This is a genomic window from Bacillus sp. B19-2 (assembly GCF_022832475.1).
Lineage (GTDB): Bacteria > Bacillota > Bacilli > Bacillales > Bacillaceae > Bacillus > Bacillus paralicheniformis.
Genome location: NZ_JALHKQ010000001.1, coordinates 475,531 through 497,395 on the forward strand (window position 1 = coordinate 475,531; position 21,865 = coordinate 497,395).

A 21,865-nucleotide genomic window follows, 5' to 3' on the forward strand; every position below is an offset into this window, starting at 1 on the left:
AGCCGACAGCTTAAAAGGGGGGGCATGCTGTTAAGATGATGCGGATTCTTTTTGGTCAAGCGTGATTTGTTTTGTCATTGTTTTGCCGTTTCGAATGAGGGTAACCTTTACCGTATCCCCGATTTTTGCATCGTTGTAAAGAAGGTTGCGCAGCGCGCTTCCCGTATCGGTTTCTTTTCCGTTAAAGCTGACGATGACATCGTTCTCTTTAAGGCCCGCTTTATCAGCAGGGGAGCCTGAAGCGACCTGGCGGATGTAGACGCCTTTGTTTAACTGGCTGCCGCTTAATCCGAGGGTGCCTGTTTGATAGTTTTCCGGCACCTGCTCAAGATCCATCATGCCGATTCCGATGAACGGGCGCTCGATTTTTCCTTTAGACATCAGCTCTTCTGCAATCGGTTTGACATCATTGCTTGGAATCGCAAATCCGATGCCTTCCACTCCGCTTTCACTGATTTTCATACTGTTGATGCCGATCACTTCGCCCTTTGTATTCAAAAGGGCGCCTCCGCTGTTGCCGGGATTGATGGCCGCGTCTGTTTGAATGACGTTCATCTCGGTTTGGCCTGCGGACGTATCAACGGAAACGGTCCGGTCAACACCGCTGATGATGCCTTGCGTCACCGTGCGGGACAGATCTTTGCCGAGCGGATTTCCGATTGCAATGACCGATTCACCCGCTTTCAAGCTTGAAGAATCACCGAAAGATGCGACTCTTTCGACGTGATCAGCGGAAATTTCAACAACGGCAAGGTCTGTCAAGGAATCGCTGCCCAGCAATTTGCCTTCCACTTCTTTGCCGTTTGACAGGGAAACCGTCAGTTTAGACGCGCCTTCGACAACGTGGTTATTTGTAATAATGTATGCTTTGCCGTTTGCTTTTTTATAAATGACACCTGAGCCTGTGCCTGTTTCTTGTTCGCTTGAACTGCTGTTGTTGCTGTTGCTTTCAAAACCGAACATACCGCTCTCCGCTTGTTTTTGATAGTTTGAAATCCCGACGATGGCGGGAGACACATTTTCCACCATTGATGAAATGTCAGACGAATTGGTGCTGGACAATTTTTCGGTATTCGCTTTATTGGAAGAAGCCGATGAGTTCGACGTCTCGTTAGTTTGCGTCTGGACGGATGTATTGGCCGTTTCGTCTTTGCTGTGCTGGTATGTCGTGACGCCGAGAACGAGGCTTCCTCCGATGATGCCGCTGAGGATCGGCGTCATCCACGAGAGTCTCCGCTTTTGCTGTTCTGCTTTTTTTATCGCCTGGTCGGGCTTTTGATCGGAGACGATGAGTTCGTTTTTCGTTTCAAGCTGATCTTCTCTATTATATTCCATCATTTTCACGCTCCTATTGTTATCATATCCTTTGATGCCTTAATCATAATCAAAGACTGTGGGATAAACATGAAAACATTGTGGGAAATTGTCAAAGAAAAAGGATAGAATAAATAGGGTGCTATTTATAATATGACATGTCAGAGGTGTTCTAAACGTTGAAAAAGATTGGATTTATCGGATACGGAAGCATGGCACAGATGATTGCAGTGAAACTGCTTGATCAGGAGAAAATCAGCGATGACATGGTGGTCGTCAGCTCAAGGAATGACGGGAAAACAGAGGAGCTGAGAAAGCTTTACCCGAATGTCGCTTGTCTATCAGCCGAAGAGCTTGCCAAACAGTGCGGGCTGATCTTCATCTGTGTACCGCCGATGGCGGTAAAAGAAACGCTTGAAAAAATACAGCCGTTTCTTCAGGAGGATGTCCACATCGTTTCGATTGCCGCGGGGGTCGAGCTTGACCGGCTTCACGACTGGACAAGCGGAGATGTGACGAGATATATTCCGACACTTACATCTGAAGCAGGGATCGGCGTTTCGCTTGTTGTCCACGGGGAGCGGGTCGCTGAGGCGGACAAAAGCCGGCTGGAAGAATATCTTTCCGCTTTTAGCACAGTCAAACAAATACATGAGAGAGATATTGACGCTGCGAGCAATTTAACAAGCTCTTCACCGGGGTTCATCGCTTCGATCTTTGAAGAATTTGCTCAAGCTGCCGTCAGAAACAGCAGTCTTACGAAAGAAGAAGCGTTTCAATTTCTGATTCATTCATTGATGGGAACGGGCAAGCTGTTAATGGAAAAAGACATGACGTTTACTCAAACGCTTGATCGGGTGGCGACAAAAGGCGGTATCACCGGAGAAGGGGCGGAGGTCATTCAAAATGCCATGCCGGAAGTCTTTGACGAGCTGTTCGCCAGAACGATGAAGAAATATGAAGACATCAAAGACGCCGTCCGCCGGCAGTGAGCCGCGGCATTCATCGACATATCCGGACATCCCAAAGCTGCCTGCTCAGGCAGCTTTTTTATTTGAGTTCGACAACATTCATCAAAATTCCAATTTTATATTAAATTTCTAAAATTACCAATGGTTATTGCGTTTCTATTGAAATTCTAATATAATTTGTTAGAATATTCCCAAAATAATAAAAAAATTGAGACGTTTTTCATAAGGGGTGGTTTTTTGTGAAGCTGTATATGTCTGTTGATATGGAGGGAATTTCCGGACTTCCGGATGATACGTTCGTCGATTCAAGCAAGCTGAACTATGAGAGAGGCCGGAAGATCATGACGGACGAGGCCAATCATGTGATTGACGAAGCGTTCAAAAGCGGATGCAGAGAGGTGCTTGTCAATGACAGCCACTCTAAAATGAACAACCTGTTAATTGAGCGGCTCCATCCTGAAGCGCAGCTCATTTCCGGAGATGTCAAGCCGTTTTCGATGGTTCAGGGACTTGACGAAACATGCGGTGGAGCTGTGTTCGTCGGCTACCATGCGAGAGCATCGATGAGAGGCGTGATGTCGCACAGCATGATTTTCGGCGTCAGACATTTTTACATAAACGATCAGGCCGTGGGTGAGATGGGTTTCAACGCTTATGTTGCCGGTTATTACGGCGTCCCGGTTATTATGGTTGCCGGTGACAGCGAGGCGGCAGCTGAGGCGGAGGAACTGATTCCGAACGTAACGACAGCGGCCGTCAAGGAAACGGTATCCCGTTCGGCGGTCAAATGCATGACGCCGGAGAAAGCGGGGCAGCTATTAAGAGAGCGGACGGCATATGCGATTCAAAACCGCAGTCAAGTCAAGCCGCTCACGCCTCCGGACAGGCCGGTGCTGCGGATAGAGTTTGCCAATTACGGCCAAGCCGAGTGGGCGAGTCTGATGCCGGGTGCTGAAATCGAACCGCAAACGACGACTGTCCGCTATCAAGCGAAAGACATTCTTGAAGCCTATCAAGCGATGCTTGTCATGACCGAGCTTGCGATGAGAACGACATTCTCCTAGGAAGGTGGGATGAAAATGGCGGGTTACATCATGAAGCGGCTCCTGTCGATGCTGGCGACCATTTTGGTGATCACGACATTGACCTTTGTGATGATGAAAGTGATTCCTGGCTCTCCCTTCAATGAAGAAAGAAACACGAATGAAGCGGTTCAGCGCAACCTTGAGGCTTACTATCAGCTTGATGAGCCTCTCTTTGTTCAATATTTGTATTATGTCAAGTCGATCGTTACCTTTGATTTCGGGCCGTCGATCAAGCAGCCTTCACAAAGCGTGAACGATTTGCTGTCAAGAGGGTTCCCTGTTTCATTTGAGCTGGGGATGACGGCGCTGATTATGGCGGTCATTTCCGGGATTGCACTCGGAATCTTTGCCGCGCTGCGGCAAAACGGCATCATCGACTATATAGCGATGACCATTGCTGTTCTCGGCATTTCGGTTCCCAACTTTATTATGGCGACTTTGCTGATACAGCAATTCGCGGTTAATTGGAACATATTTCCCCCGTCGACATGGACGAGCCCGCTTCATATGGTGCTGCCGACAGCGGCTTTGGCGATGGGGCCGCTGGCGATTATCGCAAGGCTGACCCGCTCCAGCATGATCGAAGTGCTGACACAGGATTATATCCGAACAGCCCGGGCTAAAGGGCTTTCCCCTTTTAAAATTGTCATGAAGCACGCCTTGAAAAACGCCCTTATGCCTGTCGTAACGATTCTCGGGACGCTTACCGCTGCGATTTTAACGGGAAGCTTCGTCATCGAAAAAATCTTTGCGATTCCCGGCATGGGAAAATATTTTGTTGAAAGCATCAACTCCCGCGATTACCCCGTGATTATGGGCACCACCGTTTTTTACAGCATCATCCTCATCATCATGTTGTTTCTTGTCGACATGGCCTACGGAATCCTGGATCCGCGTATTAAACTGCATAAGAAAGGGTGAGCTTATGAGCCTTCCAGTCCGCACAGAAAACGAAGCGTCTTCAGGCAGTGATATCCCTGTTGAATGGTTTGCCCCGCTGAAACAAAAGCAGGATGAACGTGAATCCGTCGCAAGGCCGAGCCTGTCATACTGGCAGAACGCCTGGCGGATTTTAAGGAAAAACAAGCTGGCGATGGCGGGATTGAGCGTGTTAATCTTCCTGTTCATCATGGCTGTTCTCGGACCGGTTCTTTCTCCGCACAGCGTCACCCAGCAGACGCTTTCCGAGCAAAACCTTCCTCCGTCGACGGAGCATTGGTTCGGAACCGATGAGCTCGGACGCGATGTGTTTACAAGAACGTGGTACGGAGCGAGGATTTCACTGTTTGTCGGCGTGATGGCGGCTTTGATCGATTTTGCAATCGGCGTCATCTATGGCGGCATCTCCGGCTATAAAGGCGGCAAAACAGACCACATCATGATGCGGGTCATCGAAGTGCTGCACGGACTGCCTTATTTATTGGTCGTCATTCTTCTCATGGTCATGATGGGTCCTGGACTCGGGACAATCATCGTGGCGCTGACCGTCACCGGCTGGGTCGGCATGGCGCGGATCGTCAGGGGTCAGGTTTTGAAGGTGAAGCATGATGAGCATGTTCTCGCATCCAAAACCTTCGGAGCGAAAACGGTAAGGATCATCAGGCGGAATCTCCTTCCGAACATGATGGGAGCGATCATCGTCCAGATGACCTTGACGGTGCCGTCGGCCATTTTTGCCGAAGCGTTTCTCAGTTTCCTCGGCTTGGGCATTCAAGCCCCGTTTGCGAGCTGGGGTGTCATGGCGAACGACGGCCTTCCGGTGATCTTGTCGGGTCACTGGTGGCGGCTGTTTTTTCCTGCTTTCTTTATTTCATTAACAATGTTCGCATTTAATGTCGTTGGAGACGGACTGCAGGATGCGTTAGATCCGAAGCTGAGGAGGTAATGTATTTTGCGGAAAAAAGTATTGGAAGTCGAGAATCTGCATGTTTCATTTACGACATACGGCGGCACGGTTAAAGCCGTCCGCGGCGTGAGCTTTGAGTTATATGAGGGGGAGACGTTTGCGATTGTCGGCGAGTCGGGATGCGGAAAAAGCGTGACATCGCAAAGCATTATGCGGCTTTTGCCGAAGTTTTCGGCAACGATCACAGACGGTGCGGTCCGCTTTAAGGGAAAAGACTTGCGCCATCTGTCCGAAAAAGAGATGAGAAAGATCAGAGGGGTCGAAATCTCAATGATCTTCCAGGATCCGATGACGGCCCTGAATCCGACCTTGACCGTCGGAGACCAGCTCACAGAAGCGCTGTTGGAACATCGGCCCGTATCTAAAACAGACGCTCGAAAAGCGGTCATTTCGATGCTTGAGCTCGTCGGGATTCCGAATCCGCAAGAGCGTTTGAGGCAGTATCCGCATCAATTCAGCGGCGGGATGAGGCAGCGGATCGTGATCGCCATGGCGCTCATCTGCGAACCGGAGATTCTGATTGCGGATGAACCGACGACAGCGCTTGATGTTACCATTCAGGCGCAAATTCTTGAGCTGTTTAAAGACATTCAGCGGAAAACCGGTGTATCCATCATTTTAATCACCCATGATTTAGGCGTAGTCGCACAGACGGCGGACAGAATCGCCGTGATGTACGCCGGGAAAATAGCGGAAACGGGAGCGAGGAGGGATATTTTTTACCGTCCGCAGCACCCGTATACAAAAGGCTTGCTGCATTCTGTTCCGAGGCTTGACCTCGAAGGTGCGGATCTCGTTCCGATTGACGGGACGCCGCCGGACTTGTTTTCTCCGCCTGAAGGGTGTCCGTTTACGGCGCGCTGTTCCTATGCAATGGAAGTGTGCAGCAGGGTTTATCCTGCCGTTGCAGAAGTCTCGGCGGGGCATCGTGTGTGCTGCTGGCTTCAGGATGAAAGGGCGAAACGGGCTCTACTGACGACATAATCATGAAATCGATTTTTAATGGGGGGATTTGATGAAAAGGCTAGCGAGCGTATTGGCTGCCGCATTTGCGGTCATTCTGCTGTTCGGATGTACGGCAAATGAACAGGCTGGGCAAGAAACGAAGAAGAAAGCGAAAGAAACGGCTGGAGAACAGATCCTAAGGCTGAACAATGAAAATGAACCGACATCTTTCGATCCGCCGATCGGCTTTAATAATGTCTCATGGCAGGCGCTGAACAATCTGATGGAAGGTTTGACTAGGCTTGGCGCAGACCATGAACCGGAAGCGGCGTCCGCCGAAAAGTGGAACATTTCCGACGATGGGAAAACATATACTTTTACAATCCGTGATGATGCCAAATGGTCGAACGGAGACCCTTTAACCGCTGGAGACTTTGAATATGCGTGGAAGCGTCTGCTCGATCCGAAAACGGGCTCCTCAGCCGCGTTTTTAGGCTACTTTATCGAAGGCGGCGAGGCCTTTAACAGCGGAAAAGGTGCGAAAGATGATGTCAAAGTCAAAGCGGAGGATGAAAAAACGCTTAAGGTGACGCTCGAAAGTCCGCAGCAGTCGTTTTTAAGCATTGTAGCCAATCCGGCTTTTTTCCCAGTTCCTCAGAAAATCGCCGAAAAAAATCCGAAATGGCATGAAGAAGCTGCTACATTCGTCGGCAACGGTCCGTTTAAACTGACAGAATGGAAGCATGATGAAAGCTTTACGATGGTAAAGAGTGATACGTATTGGGACCGGGATACTGTGAAGCTTGATAAAGTGACATGGGCGATGGTCGATGACAGAAATACCGACTACCAAATGTTCGAGTCGAATGAGCTTGATACGGCTTATGTACCGGCTGAAATGAGCGAGAAGCTGATGGGTTCTGACGAGGTGAAGGTGTTCGATCAGGCAGGTCTTTACTATTACAGGTTCAATGTCAATAAAGAACCGTTCCAGAATGAAAAGATCAGAAAAGCGTTTGCGATGGCCGTCGATCAGCAGGAAATCGTCGATTATGTCACAAAAAACGGTGAAAAACCGGCCCGCGGGTTTGTGTCTCCGGGACTCAAAGGACCGAACGGCAAGGATTTTCGCGAGGAAGGCGGCGATTTGCTCAAATATGACGCCGATGAAGCGAAGCAGCTGCTCGAAAAAGGCATGAAGGAAGAAAACTACGAAAAGCTGCCCGCCGTTACGCTGACATACAGCACAAAACCGGAGCATAAAAAAATGGCGGAAGCGATTCAGCAGAAGCTGAAAAGTACGCTCGGCGTCGATGTGAAGCTCGCCAATATGGAATGGAACACATTCCTTGAAGAACAGAAGGCGCTCAAATTTCAATTTTCCCAAAGCTCTTTTCTGGCTGATTATGCGGACCCGATCAACTTCCTGGAAAGCTTTCAAACGGGCAACGCAATGAACAGAACCGGCTGGAGCAATTCAGAGTATGACGAGCTGATCAAGGCGGCGAAAAATGAAGCTGATGAAGAAAAGCGCACAGAGCTGCTGCATCAGGCTGAAGAACTGCTGTTTGAAGGGATGCCGATCATACCGATCCACTACTACAATCAAGTCCATTTGGAAAAGGAGAATGTGAAAGGCATCGTCCGTCATCCGGTCGGCTATATTGAACTGAAATGGGCCGAAAAAACGTCATGATCAAACTTGTCCGTCTGCCACTTTCTTTGTGCACGCTAGCGCACAGAGGCGGGCGGACTTTTCATAAAGGGGGATGTCTCAGTTGAATATTGCGCCTCAAAGATTAATGCAGGGAGATACGGTCGGTGTGATTGCGCCGGCCAGTCCGCCAGTCCCCGAAAAGCTTGACCGCGCCTTCCGGTTTTTAAAAGAGCTCGGGCTTGAAGTCAAAGTGGGACGCTCGGCCGCTGAAAGACACGGCTACTTGGCGGGGAGCGATGAAGAGCGCCTGGCGGATCTGCACGACATGTTTGAAGACCGTTCGGTCAAAGCTGTCATCTGTGCCTGCGGAGGTTATGGCACGGCGCGGATTGCCGAGAAAATTGACTACCGTCTTATCAAAAGCCGCCCGAAAATTTTTTGGGGCTATTCAGATATCACTTTTTTACATACAGCGATCAGGCAAAACACCGGACTTATTACATTTCACGGTCCGATGCTCAGTTCGGACATCGGCAAAGAAGACGTGCATCCGCTCACCCGGCGCTCCTTCCGGCAGCTGTTTCAAAAAATGACGCTCACCTATACAGAGGAGCTGTCGCCTTTGGAAACGCTCGGAAACGGTGCGGCGAAAGGGGAGCTCGTCGGCGGAAACCTTGCTCTTCTGGTGACGACGCTCGGTACGCCCTATGAAATTGATACGAAAGGAAAGCTTTTGTTTATCGAGGATGTCGATGAAGAGCCTTACCGAATCGACCGGATGCTGAATCAATTGAAAATGGCCGGAAAATTATCGGACGCCGCCGGCATCCTGCTGTGCGATTTTCATAACTGCACCCCGAAAAAACGCGGTGAGTCACTTACATTAAAAGAAGTTTTCCAAGATTATATCGCCGCTGCAGGAAAACCGGCGCTATCAGGCTTTAACATCGGCCATTGTTCACCGAATATCGCCGTTCCGGTGGGGGTGCAAGCCGTCCTTGACGCCGACAAAAAACAGCTTACTATCGATCCGGGAATTTCTTGATGGAAAAAGGAGGCTGCCATGAAGATTGCCGAAATGACGACAAACCGCATCGCCGTGCCGCTAAAAAAGCCGTTTAAAACGGCGCTTCGAACCGTCCGCACCGCGGAAGCCGTCATTGTCAAACTAACGGCTGAAAACGGGATGACAGGCTGGGGCGAAGCGCCTCCGACAGCCGTTATTACCGGTGAGACGCTTGACAGTATTGAGGGGGCAGTCAACACGATATTCGCACCGGCGCTCTCCGGGCGCAACTTGCGAATGGCGGAGGCGATATTTCATGATATCGACAAGCTGATTGTTGGAAATACAAGCGCAAAGGCCGCTGTAGAAACAGCCGTCTACGATTGCTTGGCTCAGCTTTGCGGTCTTCCCCTGTATCAATTGCTGGGTGGATACAGGCGGGAGATCGAGACGGATTTTACCGTCAGCGTCAATGACCCGGAAGAAATGGGGAAAGACGCGGCCCGTTATGTAAAAGAAGGGTTTCGTACGCTCAAAATTAAAGTGGGAAAAAACGACATGGCAACAGACCTCGAACGAATCAGGGAAATCCGCAAACAAGCGGGGTCCGCTGTCCGGATCCGCGTTGACGCCAATCAAGGCTGGACGGTGAAACAGGCTGTCAAAGCGATTCGGAAAATGGAGGATGAGGGGCTTTCGATCGAGCTTGTCGAACAGCCGGTCCACCGGTGCGATCTCGAAGGCTTGAAACAGGTGACAGATGCCGTCGATACGCCAATTATGGCGGACGAAAGCGTGTTTACCCCAAGGGATGCTTTTCACGTGCTGAAAACGAGAAGCGCCGATCTCATCAATATTAAACTGATGAAAGCGGGCGGCATCCGCCAGGCGCTGAAAATCAACGCCATGGCAGAAGCGTGCGGAGTGGAATGCATGGCCGGAAGCATGATCGAGACAAGGGTCGGCATCACAGCAGCCGTCCACTTCGCAGCAAGCCAGAAAAATGTGACAAAATTCGATTTTGATGCACCGCTCATGCTGAAGGAGGATATTGTTGAAGGCGGCATCCGCTATCATGCAGGAACGATCACGATACCGGATGCTCCAGGACTCGGTATCACGAAAGTCAACCATTGAGAGGGGGAAGACGAATGAGCCTTTATACGACAGCCGTCTCGGTCGCCAATGTCTGGACCAGTCCGGAAGCACCGCGCCGCATTGACTGGTTGATGCTGTCAAATCCCGTACATGTAAGAAGCTGGCTTGACACATTGTCCCTCGATGATCGTCTTGAGCTGTGTACGGCAAACCTTGTTCAAACACAGGTGCTTTTCGGAGAAGATGTGCAGCTTATAAAAGAGCGGGAAGACTGGGCGTTCGTCATCATTCCCGGGCAGCCGTCTGCAAAAGACGAACGCGGCTACCCGGGCTGGATACCAAAGGATTGCCTGGTCGAAAAAAACCCGGCGAAGTCTGAGACAAGCGCCGTCATTCAAAAACCGACGGCTTTTCTATATGATGACAAGAAAATGAAAGTTCTTGAGCTGAGCTTTCTCACTAAGCTGCCCGTTTTGTCTTCGGACGGTATCTGGTTTGAGGTTGATACACCGCTCGGCCGCAGATGGCTGAAAAAAGAAGATGCGGATATCGAAACACCTGTAAAAGGCAGTGGAGACGACATCGTTCAAACCGGTGAGGCGTTTTTGAACCTGCCCTATCTTTGGGGAGGAATGAGCGGTTTTGGCTACGACTGCTCAGGATTTGTCTTCAATATGCTGAAGGCGAACGGCCTCTCAGCGCCGCGCGATGCCGGCGATCAGGCGAACGGCGGAAAAGAGGTGTCCTTCAGCAGCCCGAAGCGGGGCGATCTACTGTTTTTCGCATATGAAGAAGGCAAAGGGCGGGTTCACCATGTCGGCATTTACTGCGGAAACGGAGAGATGCTTCACTCACCAAAAACGGGAAAATCGATTGAGGTCATACCTCTTAAAGGCACAATTTATGAAAAAGAGCTGTGTGCCATCAGGCGCTATTTTTAATTCAAACGGGGGGATTGGCATGCAAACCGGCGCTTTATTGAAAGTCAGCCGTCTGAAAATGCACTTTGACGCAGGAAGGGGCAAAACGGTCAAAGCGGTCGACGGCATTTCATTTGATATTAAAGAAGGAGAGACGTTCGGGCTCGTCGGAGAATCGGGCTGTGGCAAGTCGACTTCCGGAAGGGTGCTGATGCGCCTTTATCAGCCGACAGAAGGTGAGATTACATATCGGGGGAAAAACATCCACCATTTGAGCGATGATGAATCATTCCAGTACAACCGGAAAATTCAAATGATTTTTCAAGATCCGTATGCTTCACTAAATCCGCGGCTAACGGTCAGAGAGATTATGACAGAGCCCATGGAAATCCACGGCTTGTACGGAGGGAAAAAGGCGCGTCTTGAAAAAGCGGACGAGCTTCTGGAAGCAGTCGGCCTGCACAAAAGCTTTGCCAATCGCTATCCCCATGAGTTCAGCGGCGGACAGAGGCAAAGAATCGGCATCGCCAGGGCGCTTGCGCTTGAACCTGAATTTATCGTCGCTGATGAGCCGATATCGGCACTTGATGTCTCCGTCCAGGCGCAAGTCGTCAACCTTTTGAAAAAGCTGCAAAAGGAAAAAGGGCTCACGTTTTTATTTATCGCCCACGATCTTTCCATGGTGAAGCACATCAGCGACCGGATCGGCGTCATGTATCTCGGGCGCATGGTCGAGATCACCGACAGCGGCCGGCTTTATCAAGAACCGCTGCATCCTTACACCCAGGCGCTTTTATCGGCTATCCCGATTCCCGATCCGGATGTGGAAGATAAGCGGAAACGAATCATACTGAAAGGCGAGCTGCCAAGTCCGATCGATCCGCCGAGCGGCTGCGTGTTCAGAACGAGGTGTCCCGCCGCGACGGACATTTGCGCCGCCAAAAAACCGCTCTTAAAAGAAGCCGATGACGGTCATTTTGTCGCCTGCCATCTGTATGACGGAGACGTGAGAAAAGAGGACGACGGCCTGAAGGTGACACTGCAGGCGAGGTGAATATAAAAAAAGGAGCCCTTTTTACAGGGCTCCTCGGTTTGCCGGCAGCTTTTCAGGATTCGCTAAGCCGCTCATGCCAAATGAAACAAGGATCAGGCGCCGCCTTGGTGACATCCGGTAGAAGTACGCTCAATCGGCAATGTACAGCATCTGAAAGACCCGCCGGATTTTATGATTTCGGATAAGTCGATCTCGATGACCGTATAGCCCCTTTTTCTGAGCTCCTGATTTACCTGGCGGTTATCCGGGAGGCTGATGACGGTTTTATTGCCGATGGACAAGACGTTTGTGCCGAGTCTGAACTGTTCATCATCCGTAATTTCGATCATCTCATAGCGTTTTTTCAAGACATTGTATTCTCTTTCTCCCAGGGCTTTTGGATAGACAAGCGCTTCTGTCGGCGAAAGAATGTTGAAGACGCAGTCCAAATGAAGAAAAGTCTCTTCAAACGGAACCGGTACGACTTCATATGAGGGTAGCCTGCGCTTCAGCTCTTGGACGGCCGAAAATGTCGTCCTGTGGCTGATGCCGGCATATACGGTATTTTGGTCGACGAGGATGTCGCCGCCCTCGATTTGATATCCTTCATTAAATGTGGCCCAGGCGATCTGTTCTTTTGCCAGCCATTCCTGGAGGACGTTTTCTTCGCCTTGGCGGATGTCGGCTGAAAGCTGAGCGGAAAACACGGTGTCTCCGATCGTAAACCCGATATCGCGCGTGAAGACCTGTTCCGGGAATTGGCTTAAAGCGGGCAGAATTGCGACTTCAATCCCCCGGCTCTCCAATTCTTTTATCAATGTTTCATGCTGGCGGACGGCCAGCGTTTTATCGATATTATCCTTTTGGAAATACTTTTGTGTTTCGTTGATCACTTCGGCGATCTCCATATACTCCGGTCTGCAAAACACCACTTTTTTTAAGACATCGTATTCGCTTGTGCAGCCCGCGCCGCGGTTTTTTTTCGAGATTGCTGAGTCCATTTTCATTCCCCCGTCCTCTCTTTAGTCATTTCATTATTCCCTTCCCGCAGCGGGAAATAAACATTTTAGCCAGAAAATCTGACAAGTTACTCGGATAAAAAAGTTTAGACAAATGAATTCTAATAGTGTTTAATAAAGAAAAAATCCACTTTACAAACGCATCTTAGTAGACATCAAAGGAGTAATGGATGATGAATGGACCTGAGAAAAGATACTGCAAAGAATCAAAAGTTGTCAAAACTAGCAGGGTGTTTCCGCTTGACACGAACAATCACAACACCTTGTTCGGCGGCAAGCTGATGAGCTATATCGACGATATCGCCTCGATTTCGGCAGCGAGACACTCGAGGTGTGAAACCGTGACGGCTTCCATGGATTCCGTCGATTTTCTCGAACCGATTCGCCAGGAAGATTCCGTCTGTCTTGAATCTTATGTGACATGGGTTGGCAGAACATCGATGGAGGTATTCGTCAAAGTCATTAAAGAGCATTTGCTGACAGGCGAACGAAAGCTTGCGGCGACTTCTTTTTTAACCTTCGTGGCGCTTGATCAAGACGGCAACCCTCAAGCCGTTCCTCAAGTTGTACCGCAGTCTGAAGAAGAAATCATGCTGCACCAGACTGCCCGTCAGCGTGCTGAAGAACGGAAAAACCACCGCAAACACAGCAAAGCGCTGGCTCAGGCGCTGGCTGTAGACAAACCTTGGTAAACATACGATCAAAACCCCGGCTCAAGCATCAGTTGCCGGGGTTTTGCTGTGTCATGCATACACAAACCAATATCTGTTCAAAATAAATGACAAAAAACGGAAAGAAGTTTTGGGTGAAATGCTTGAATTTGTATGGACTTTTTTAGCCAAGCCAGCTTTAGTGTTCTCTATAGCCTATATTCTTTTTCGAATCGCAGGGAAGAAAGCCGTTTCGCAAATGACGAACTTCGATCTTTTGTTGACATTTGCGATCGGAACGATCATCAGCGAACCGATTCTTACTTCTAAAATTTCAATGTCGATTTATTATGCACTTACTTTTCTGATCTTCTATTTGTTGATTGAAAAGCTGTCATTACACAATAAATGGCGCTGGTTTCTTGTCGTCAGCCCGACTGTGCTGATTCGAAACGGCAATATTGATGAAGGGGGATTAAAAAGAGAGCGGCTGACCGTCAATGAACTGCTCGGCAAATTGCGCGAAAAAGGCTATGCCGACCCGAAAGATATCGACATCGCCCTGATTGAAGAATCGGGCCAGATCAGCGTGATTCCCCAATCGGAAGCGAGGCCTGTACAGCCGCGGGACCTCAGCTTGGAGACGAAGCGGAATTTCGTGCCGATTCCGCTCATTTTAGACGGTGAAATCATCGAACACAATTTAAAATACTTGAAAAAAACGAAAGAATGGCTGTTTCAAAAATTAGAGGATCAAGGGATTGAGCAAGCGATGCTGCCAACCATTACACTCGGCACCCTGAACGAAAAAAATGAACTTATGATTGATACGGAAGATCCCGGCAGCCCGTTAACCGATGATCCCTATCTTTATAAACCGGGGCAAGACCATTAATTTTCGCCGAATAGGCGATTTTTTTATTTTTTGTTATTTCGGAAAAATATTAAGAGTCTGTTCTTTTCTTCATCCGTAAAATGAAACGGGGCATATGTCATAAAAGTTGAAAATGGTGTCACAAAAAATAGGAGGAAAATATGTTGTTTTCTGTATTTTTGTAGCATATATTAGTTTTTGTGAAAAAATTTTGATGGTAGGTGCAATTGATGAAAAGATTTTTTAATGTAATGATTTTGGGGGCCCTGCTGCTGCTCGGCACTTCTGTGCCAATCGAAGCGGCAGACTACGGACGCGACGTTCTCGGCTCAAAAGACGGCTGGGGCGCTTATGGAAAAGGAACGACCGGAGGTGCTGACGCTTCTTCCGATCAGGTATATACGGTCGAAAACCGCAAGCAGCTTGTTGAGGCATTAGGGGGAGACAACAAAAAGAACGGCGAAAATGATACGCCGAAGATCATCTATGTGAAGGGAACAATCAATCTTAGTGTTGATGAAGACAACAATCCTTTAGGCTATGAAGATTTTAAAGACCCTGAATACTCGATCGAAGCGTATCTCAAAGCTTATGATCCGAAGAAATGGGGGGAAAAGGAGCCGTCAGGGAAGCTTGAAGAGGCAAGGCTCCGCTCGAAAGACAATCAGAAGGAACGGGTCTTGATCAGAGTCGGTTCGAACACGACGATTATCGGGCTCGGAGATGATGCGAAAATCACCGGCGGAGGCTTTTATGTCAAAAACGCGGAAAACGTGATTATCCGCAATATCGAATTCGAAAACGCGTACGATTTCTTTCCTGGCTGGGATCCGACTGACGGAAGCAGCGGAAACTGGAATTCAGAATATGACAACATTTTGATTGAAACGTCCAAATATATTTGGATCGACCACTGCTCATTCAATGACGGAGATCAGCCTGATGAACTGACCGAAACATATTTCGGCCGCGAATTCCAGCATCATGACGGACTGCTGGACATCAAAAGGCAGTCGGATTTTATTACGGTCTCCTACAGCATATTTTCAGGACATGCTAAAAACACGATTATCGGATCAAGCGACAGCTACAAAGCAGACAACGGGCATTTAAGGGTGACATTCCACCATAATCTCTACGAAAATATTAAAGAGCGGGCGCCGCGTGTCCGCTACGGAAAAGTGCACATCTACAACAACTATTTTAAAAGCACGAAAAACAGCTACAATTATTCATGGGGCGTAGGATATTCTTCAAAAATTTATGCTGAGGACAACTACTTCGACCTGCCGGAAGGAACGAAGCCTCAAAAATTGATGAAGGTCTTTAAAGGTGACGCTTTATATGAAAAAGATACGCTCGTAAACGACCAAAAAAGCGTCGCAAAAATTGACGTTGTCAGCACATACAACAAAGCCAACAATGCGTCTATCAAAAAATCGGCCGGCTGGAAGCCGACGCTGTTTGAAAAAATCGACGACGCAGAAAATGTGCCGGCAATCGTTGAAGCGCAGGCAGGCGCAGGAAAACTGAAGTAATACACGCAAAGCGGACATGAGGATGTCCGCTCAGCGTGTCGACAAACCCTCGCATTCGTTGTCAGGCCTGCTAAGTCGGTGCTCACGAATAGGAGAAGGATCGGCGGCTAACCGCTCAGGCGTCCTGCCTGAACGCCGCCGTCATCACATCCTGTGAAAGTCAGCTCCGATGCTCGGCCTTCCTAGACTGCAAGGGTTGCGGGTCCCACAGAAAGGATGACAAAAAAAGCGGATATGAGATCTCCGCTTTTTTTTTTGCTCGGGTATCTTGTAATGCAAAATAGTGTATGTTATGATTCTTGTATCTTGTATTGCAAGATACATAAAAGAGGTGGCTTATGAGTTCAACGCAAATGCTGAAAGGGATTTTAGAAGGTTGTCTGCTTGCCGTCATATCCGAAGGGGAGATATACGGCTATGAAATGACAAAGGTGCTTGCGGGATACGGTTTTTCGGATATCAGTGAAGGAAGCATCTATCCGATTCTCCTCCGCATGCAAAAGGAAAAATGGGTGGAGACCGAATTAAAACGGTCGGCGAGCGGCCCGAAGAGAAAATATTACAGGCTTACACCCCTTGGCGAAGCGGAGCTTCAATCGTTCATCGGACGTTGGAAAGCATTATCCGGGAACGTCAATGCGCTGCTCGAAAAAAAACTGAAGGAGAAGTGAAATCGTGCTATCAAAGGACATGCAAAACGTATTGGACGACATGAGATTGTATTTAATGTCTGTAGGAAAAAGCGACAAAGAAATTGAAGGGATCATGAATGAGCTGACTGTTCATGCCTTGGAAGGGGAAAAGGAAGGAAAAACCGTCCGGCAAATTTTTGGGGATTCTCCCAAGTCATATGTTCAAGCGCTGTCAAAAGAGCTTTCATCAAGGCCGGGGGAGATCGCCAAGTTGTTCTTTGCCATTTTGATCGGCGCGATATCCTATTTTATATTCAGTGACGCCGTGAACGACAGCCTCAATTATTCGGTCTATGTACTGGCAGGCTATCCGCTTTATATATTGCTGGCAGCGGCTATGTTACCGCTCTTGGGCCGCGTTTCAGCGTTTAAAGCGAAGAAAACGGCCTTCATGTATACGATGATGTACACCGCTTTGACGTTTTTTCCGATTTTGGCGATTATTTTTATTGACCGGCAATTCGGGACACCTGTTCTTTCGTTTGACGGGGGAAGCCGCTGGCTGATTATGGCTCTGTCGTTTCTCGTGATCGTACTTTTGTCTTTCAGGTTGAAAGCTGCAGCCTTGTCCATATTGCCGCTGCTTTTAGCCGGAACGCATTTTTTGTTTCAGTATATGAAGTGGGATTCAGCCGGAGCCATGATGGCAGAAACTTATATTCCCTTTATCGGGCTGTTGCTCGTCATGTTCATTGAGACAAAGCGTGCGAAAAATACGGCTCACTATGAATGAAATATTGAAGAGCATTATATTTTTTAAGGTAAAGACTCTTGCCTTTTGGCGATCACAACGTTTATGATCAGAGCATGAAAGGTGGCCGATATATGGATACGATGTGGGGCTATGTACTCGTCTTTATTTTGGCTGCGATTCCGTGGTTTGAAGTGATCGGTGTCGTGCCGCTAGCGATCATTGCCGGGCTTAAACCGGTTCCGTCAGCTATTATTGCACTATTCGGAAATCTGTTAACCGTACTGCTGCTTATTTTTTTAATTGACAAAGTGAAGGCGTGGCTTGAAAGAAGACGCGGGGAGCGGGGAACAGAGACCGATAAGCTCTCAAAAAGGAAAAGCAGGGCGAAAAAAATATGGCTGACCTACGGCATCCCGGGCCTTTCTTTCGTGGGACCTTTCTTTATCGGCTCCCACTTAACCGCGTTTATGTGCATGGGTTTTGGGGCCAAGCGCAGGCAAACGGCGCTGTGGATGACGGGGAGTCTCGCAGTATGGACAACGGCATCGGCTGTCGCTGCCTACTATGGTTTCAGTTTCCTCGCTCCTGAAAATGAAGGGCTGCTGAAAAATATCTTTAAACAAGAGGAGTGAAGTCATGCCGTTTTTGAAAGATTTATCTCCAGTTGAAGAGATGGCGCCGACAGTCGGGATGCTTTTTTCAGCGGTCAATGAAAACATCGAACGGCTGAAATCAATCGTCTCCGGCATCAGCCAGGAGGAGCTGGAATATAAGGGGGAGCATGGCGATAAAAACAGCATCGCCCAGCTGATCTATCATTTAATCAATGTCGATATTCGCTGGGTATACAGGCTGAAGGGAAGCGAATTTCCAAGAGAGCTGGAAGAGAAATACGGGCCGATGACAGATGAAAACGGACGATTGCCGGAGGTAAAAGGCTTACCCTTATCCGTGTTAATCGAGTGGTATGACGAGGTGCTGGAGATGTTGAAACGCACCGTTAAAGGCTTTTCGGAAACAGACTTGCTGAAGAAGGTTCCGTATGAGGGAGGATTTGCGACGATCCGCTGGGGAATCTGGCATATGTCTGATCATAACCGCTATCACCAGGCGCATATCCAAGCCTGCTTAGGGGAGTACCGCAGGCAAAACAGTTGATTTTTTCGAATGATTTGGTATGATGCTAATTAGCAAACTTCATAGCGTTAAAGTTTTCTAGGGTTCCGCACATTCGGATGTGGTCTGGTCCGAGAGAAAACACATATGATTTGTTCATATGCACACGGAGGGATAAAAGCCCGGGAGTATCGTTTTCATCGATAACCCGGGTTTTTTCTTTTGCTGAAAATGAATTGGAGGGATTGTGATGAGATGGGGCAGTGTCATACTTGCGGCCTTGTTTGAAATTGGCTGGGTCATGGGGCTGAAACACGCTGATTCGGCTCTTGAATGGATCGGCACGGCGGCGGCCGTCGTGATGAGCTTTTATATACTGGTGAAGGCGGGAGAGAAGCTGCCGGTCGGAACCGTGTATGCCGTATTTACCGGACTCGGCACGGCGGGAACGGTCGTCTGTGAAATCGTCTTGTTTCATGAGCCGGCAAATATCGCCAAGCTTGCTCTGATCGGTGTTTTGCTATGCGGCGTGATCGGCTTGAAGCTTGTAACAAATGAAGAGAAAGGGGAGGTGTCATAATGGAATGGATCTGCCTCATCGCCGCCGGCTTGCTGGAAATGCTCGGCGTGACGATGATGAACCAGTTTCATAAAGACAGGCGGATGAGATGGATCTTTTTGTTGATCATCGGTTTTGCCGCCTCGTTTTTCTTGCTTTCCCTTGCGATGGAGACGCTGCCGATGGGAACGGCGTATGCAGTTTGGACAGGGATCGGCACGGTTGGAGGAGCGCTTGTCGGCATTCTGTTTTACGGAGAGCCGAAAGACGGAAAGCGCATCTTTTTCATCGCGCTCATTTTGGGATCTGCCGTCGGTCTGAAACTGATAAGCTAGAGTCCGGCCCGGCACTTTAAGGCAAATGGGGTCCGTAAATTGATTTTTCAATAAACTCCAGTATAATGAAAAGATAGTTTACGAATTACAAGCAAAGAGGGTTTTACGAAAATGAATGCATATATGAAACAGCAGTTATCGCAATATCAGGAAATCAATAACGATAAGGCCCGCCTTCTGGTCAGCTGTCCGGATCAGCCTGGAATCGTTGCCGCCGTATCTTCATTTTTATTTGAAAACGGCGCGAATATTATTGAATCGAGCCAGTATACGACAGACCCCGAAGGAGGCCGGTTCTTTCTGCGAATTGAGTTTGAAGCCGAAGGCATCCGCGAAAAGATCGAACAGATGAAAGCGGCGTTTGCCGCTGTGGCGGAGTCCTTCCAAATGACGTGGAGCATGAATTTGGCGAGCGAGCTGAAACGCGTCGCGATCTTCGTATCAAAAGAGCTTCACTGCCTGCATGAACTGCTATGGGAATGGCAGAGCGGCAATTTGATGGCGGAAATTGCAGCGGTTATCAGCAATCATGAAGAGGCAAGAGAAACCGTTGAATCGCTGAATATCCCGTTCCTTTATATGAAAGCGAACAAAGACATCCGTGAGGAAGTGGAAAAACAGCAGCTGAAATGGCTTGAAGAGTACCGTGCGGATGTCATCGTTCTCGCCCGCTACATGCAGATTTTAACACCTGATTTTGTCTCGGCTCATCCGAACAAAATCATTAATATTCACCACTCCTTCCTGCCGGCTTTTATCGGAGCAAATCCGTATAAACGGGCATATGAAAGAGGCGTTAAACTGATCGGGGCAACATCGCATTATGTGACAAACGAATTGGATGAAGGACCGATCATCGAACAGGATATCGAACGGGTCGACCACAGAGACAATGTGGAAGCATTGAAAAACATCGGCCGTACGATTGAGAGAAGCGTTTTGGCACGAGCGGTCAAATGGCACTTGGAAGACCGGATTATCGTGCATGGAAACAAGACGATCGTCTTCAATTAAATTGTTTGATCTCCCTCTTGACAGAGGCGTTTTTCCTAGGCATAATAATAAAAAATCACGAGCGTTGAAGAGGGCCAGTAAGCAGTTCTTTCTGTGAAAGAGAGTGAAATGGCATGCTGAAACATTTCACCACATGAAACCTGCCGAACCTGCCTCAGAGTCTCAGGGGGAAAACCTGGGCGCATACCCTGGCGTTAAAGGGGAAAGAGGAGTGCGCTTTTTTCTCGCGCATTCAATGAAGGTGGTACCGCGGAAAGCTCTTTTCGTCCTTTTTATTTGGACGAAAAGGGCTTTTTTTGTTGGCTTCTGCCAGATCATCTCGGAGGGAAAAAACGTGAAAAAACAACGGATTGTCATTAAAATCGGAAGCAGTTCATTAACCAACTCGAAAGGCAGCATCGATGAGGAGAAGATCAATGACCATGTTCGGGCGATCGCTGCTCTGAAAAAAGAAGGCCACGAAGTCATCTTTATTTCGTCCGGCGCTGTCGCTGCGGGATTTTTACAGCTCGGCTATCCCGCGAGGCCTGTCACGCTAAAGGGAAAACAGGCTGCAGCGGCCGTCGGCCAGAGCTTGTTAATGCAAACATATATCGAGCATTTTGCAGACCGCGATATCAAGCCTGCGCAAATCTTATTGACGAGAAACGATTTTGCCAAACGGGAACGGTATCGAAATGCATATGCAACCATAATGGAACTGATTGAACGGGGGCTTGTCCCGATTATTAATGAAAATGATTCGGTATCTGTTGAAGAATTGACGTTTGGAGACAATGACATGCTTTCCGCCCTGGTGAGCGGACTGATTCATGCCGACAAACTCATCATTTTAACGGATATTAACGGCCTCTATGACTCGAATCCGAATGAACATCCTGATGCCCGCCGTTTTGATTACATTCCCGAAATTACGGACGAACTTTTGGGCTGCGCCGCTTCCGCCGGTTCAAAAGTCGGGACGGGCGGAATGAAGTCGAAACTTTTGGCGGCAAAAACCGCTCTTTCACTCGGCGTCAATGTTTTCATAGGCGCCGGAGAGGGAGATGATAAGCTGATTCAGATTTTAAAAGGAAACGGGGACGGCACCTATATCGGTCAATCCGACTTGTCTTCCGTCAACAATCATAGACAGTGGATCGCTTTTCATTCTCCTGTCTCAGGGAAGATTACCATTGATGAGGGGGCTGAGCTGGCGATTACCGAAAATGGCGGCAGCTTGCTGCCGGCCGGCGTAACAGCAATATCCGGGGATTTTCCGAAAGGGGCGGTTGTCGAAGTTTACGGACCGAGCGGCTTGGCCGGAAAAGGCCAAACGCTGTACTCCGCAGCAGAGCTTGAAGAGGTGAAAGGGAAACGAAGCGATGAGTTCCATCATGAAGAAGGGATAGAAGTCATCCATCGAAATGATTGGGTAAGTATTAAAGAATAAGGGGATG

23 protein-coding genes, 1 riboswitch and 1 other annotated feature are annotated in these 21,865 nt (G+C 48.7%); of the genes, 21 read left to right on the forward strand and 2 right to left on the reverse strand.

The features are described 5' to 3' along the window. Positions 1-30 precede the first annotated feature (30 nt). Positions 31-1,335, reverse strand: coding sequence for a S1C family serine protease (locus MST20_RS02500; protein ID WP_243939896.1), 1,305 nt, complete (start codon positions 1,333-1,335; stop codon positions 31-33). A gap of 158 nt (positions 1,336-1,493) precedes the next feature. Between MST20_RS02500 and proG the strand changes: the two genes are divergently transcribed. The 10 genes from proG to MST20_RS02550 all read left to right on the forward strand — a co-directional run bounded on the left by proG (position 1,494) and on the right by MST20_RS02550 (position 11,956). After that, complete coding sequence (gene proG / locus MST20_RS02505) at positions 1,494-2,306, forward strand: pyrroline-5-carboxylate reductase ProG (RefSeq protein WP_243939898.1); 813 nt, start codon at positions 1,494-1,496, stop codon at positions 2,304-2,306. 218 nt (positions 2,307-2,524) lie between these two features. Continuing rightward, positions 2,525-3,349 (forward strand): M55 family metallopeptidase, encoded by an 825-nt coding sequence (locus MST20_RS02510; protein WP_243939900.1) that lies wholly within the window; start codon positions 2,525-2,527, stop codon positions 3,347-3,349. A 15-nt stretch (positions 3,350-3,364) separates the two neighbouring features. Next, a complete protein-coding gene (locus MST20_RS02515; RefSeq protein ID WP_243939902.1) occupies positions 3,365-4,291 on the forward strand; it encodes an ABC transporter permease in 927 nt (308 codons plus the stop codon). 4 nt (positions 4,292-4,295) lie between these two features. Further along, positions 4,296-5,255, forward strand: a complete 960-nt coding sequence (locus tag MST20_RS02520) for an ABC transporter permease (protein WP_243939904.1) — start codon at positions 4,296-4,298, stop codon at positions 5,253-5,255. Positions 5,256-5,261: 6 nt separating this feature from the next. Next, positions 5,262-6,260: an ABC transporter ATP-binding protein gene (locus MST20_RS02525; RefSeq protein WP_279599805.1), complete on the forward strand. Its 999-nt coding sequence runs from the start codon at positions 5,262-5,264 to the stop codon at positions 6,258-6,260. Positions 6,261-6,291: 31 nt separating this feature from the next. Beyond that, positions 6,292-7,917: a peptide ABC transporter substrate-binding protein gene (locus tag MST20_RS02530; protein ID WP_243939905.1), complete on the forward strand. Its 1,626-nt coding sequence runs from the start codon at positions 6,292-6,294 to the stop codon at positions 7,915-7,917. Between the two features lie 73 nt (positions 7,918-7,990). Then, positions 7,991-8,923, forward strand: coding sequence for a S66 peptidase family protein (locus MST20_RS02535; RefSeq protein ID WP_243939907.1), 933 nt, complete (start codon positions 7,991-7,993; stop codon positions 8,921-8,923). Between the two features lie 18 nt (positions 8,924-8,941). After that, complete coding sequence (locus MST20_RS02540; RefSeq protein WP_243939909.1) at positions 8,942-10,021, forward strand: mandelate racemase/muconate lactonizing enzyme family protein; 1,080 nt, start codon at positions 8,942-8,944, stop codon at positions 10,019-10,021. A gap of 14 nt (positions 10,022-10,035) precedes the next feature. Then, positions 10,036-10,923 carry a C40 family peptidase gene (locus MST20_RS02545; protein WP_243939910.1) on the forward strand — a complete coding sequence of 296 codons (888 nt, stop codon included), beginning with the start codon at positions 10,036-10,038 and terminating at the stop codon, positions 10,921-10,923. A 19-nt stretch (positions 10,924-10,942) separates the two neighbouring features. Continuing rightward, on the forward strand, positions 10,943-11,956 hold the full coding sequence (locus MST20_RS02550; protein ID WP_243939912.1) for an ABC transporter ATP-binding protein: 1,014 nt from the start codon (positions 10,943-10,945) through the stop codon (positions 11,954-11,956). Between the two features lie 92 nt (positions 11,957-12,048). Here the strand turns inward: MST20_RS02550 and MST20_RS02555 are convergent, their stop codons facing one another. Then, positions 12,049-12,936 (reverse strand): dimethylarginine dimethylaminohydrolase family protein, encoded by an 888-nt coding sequence (locus MST20_RS02555; protein ID WP_243939914.1) that lies wholly within the window; start codon positions 12,934-12,936, stop codon positions 12,049-12,051. A gap of 191 nt (positions 12,937-13,127) precedes the next feature. Here MST20_RS02555 and MST20_RS02560 point away from each other — a divergent pair, with 191 nt between their 5' ends. The 11 genes from MST20_RS02560 (at position 13,128) to proB (ending at position 21,858) form a co-directional block, all read left to right on the forward strand. Next, on the forward strand, positions 13,128-13,646 hold the full coding sequence (locus MST20_RS02560; RefSeq protein WP_023856769.1) for an acyl-CoA thioesterase: 519 nt from the start codon (positions 13,128-13,130) through the stop codon (positions 13,644-13,646). A 118-nt stretch (positions 13,647-13,764) separates the two neighbouring features. Next, a complete protein-coding gene (locus MST20_RS02565; RefSeq protein WP_243939916.1) occupies positions 13,765-14,499 on the forward strand; it encodes a DUF421 domain-containing protein in 735 nt (244 codons plus the stop codon). A 209-nt stretch (positions 14,500-14,708) separates the two neighbouring features. Beyond that, positions 14,709-16,016 (forward strand): pectate lyase family protein, encoded by a 1,308-nt coding sequence (locus MST20_RS02570; RefSeq protein WP_243939918.1) that lies wholly within the window; start codon positions 14,709-14,711, stop codon positions 16,014-16,016. A 338-nt stretch (positions 16,017-16,354) separates the two neighbouring features. Next, on the forward strand, positions 16,355-16,687 hold the full coding sequence (locus MST20_RS02575; RefSeq protein WP_075753181.1) for a PadR family transcriptional regulator: 333 nt from the start codon (positions 16,355-16,357) through the stop codon (positions 16,685-16,687). Between the two features lie 4 nt (positions 16,688-16,691). Then, positions 16,692-17,441 (forward strand): DUF1129 domain-containing protein, encoded by a 750-nt coding sequence (locus MST20_RS02580; protein WP_243939919.1) that lies wholly within the window; start codon positions 16,692-16,694, stop codon positions 17,439-17,441. Between the two features lie 92 nt (positions 17,442-17,533). Beyond that, a complete protein-coding gene (locus tag MST20_RS02585) occupies positions 17,534-18,034 on the forward strand; it encodes a small multi-drug export protein (RefSeq protein ID WP_243939922.1) in 501 nt (166 codons plus the stop codon). 4 nt (positions 18,035-18,038) lie between these two features. After that, positions 18,039-18,560, forward strand: a complete 522-nt coding sequence (locus MST20_RS02590; protein WP_243939924.1) for a DinB family protein — start codon at positions 18,039-18,041, stop codon at positions 18,558-18,560. Positions 18,561-18,606: 46 nt separating this feature from the next. Beyond that, positions 18,607-18,709: riboswitch (guanidine-I (ykkC/yxkD leader) on the forward strand. A gap of 59 nt (positions 18,710-18,768) precedes the next feature. After that, a complete protein-coding gene (locus tag MST20_RS02595; RefSeq protein WP_165426807.1) occupies positions 18,769-19,098 on the forward strand; it encodes a DMT family transporter in 330 nt (109 codons plus the stop codon). Beyond that, the gene (locus MST20_RS02600; RefSeq protein WP_279599808.1) at positions 19,098-19,412 is read left to right on the forward strand and encodes a DMT family transporter; all 315 of its coding nucleotides are present in this window, start codon (positions 19,098-19,100) and stop codon (positions 19,410-19,412) included. The genes MST20_RS02595 and MST20_RS02600 overlap by 1 nt, the downstream gene beginning before the upstream one ends. A 111-nt stretch (positions 19,413-19,523) precedes the next feature. Continuing rightward, a complete protein-coding gene (gene purU, locus MST20_RS02605) occupies positions 19,524-20,426 on the forward strand; it encodes a formyltetrahydrofolate deformylase (protein WP_243939926.1) in 903 nt (300 codons plus the stop codon). A gap of 55 nt (positions 20,427-20,481) precedes the next feature. Then, positions 20,482-20,700 (forward strand) — a binding site (T-box leader). A 60-nt stretch (positions 20,701-20,760) separates the two neighbouring features. Then, on the forward strand, positions 20,761-21,858 hold the full coding sequence (gene proB / locus MST20_RS02610; protein WP_243939928.1) for a glutamate 5-kinase: 1,098 nt from the start codon (positions 20,761-20,763) through the stop codon (positions 21,856-21,858). Positions 21,859-21,865 lie beyond the last annotated feature (7 nt).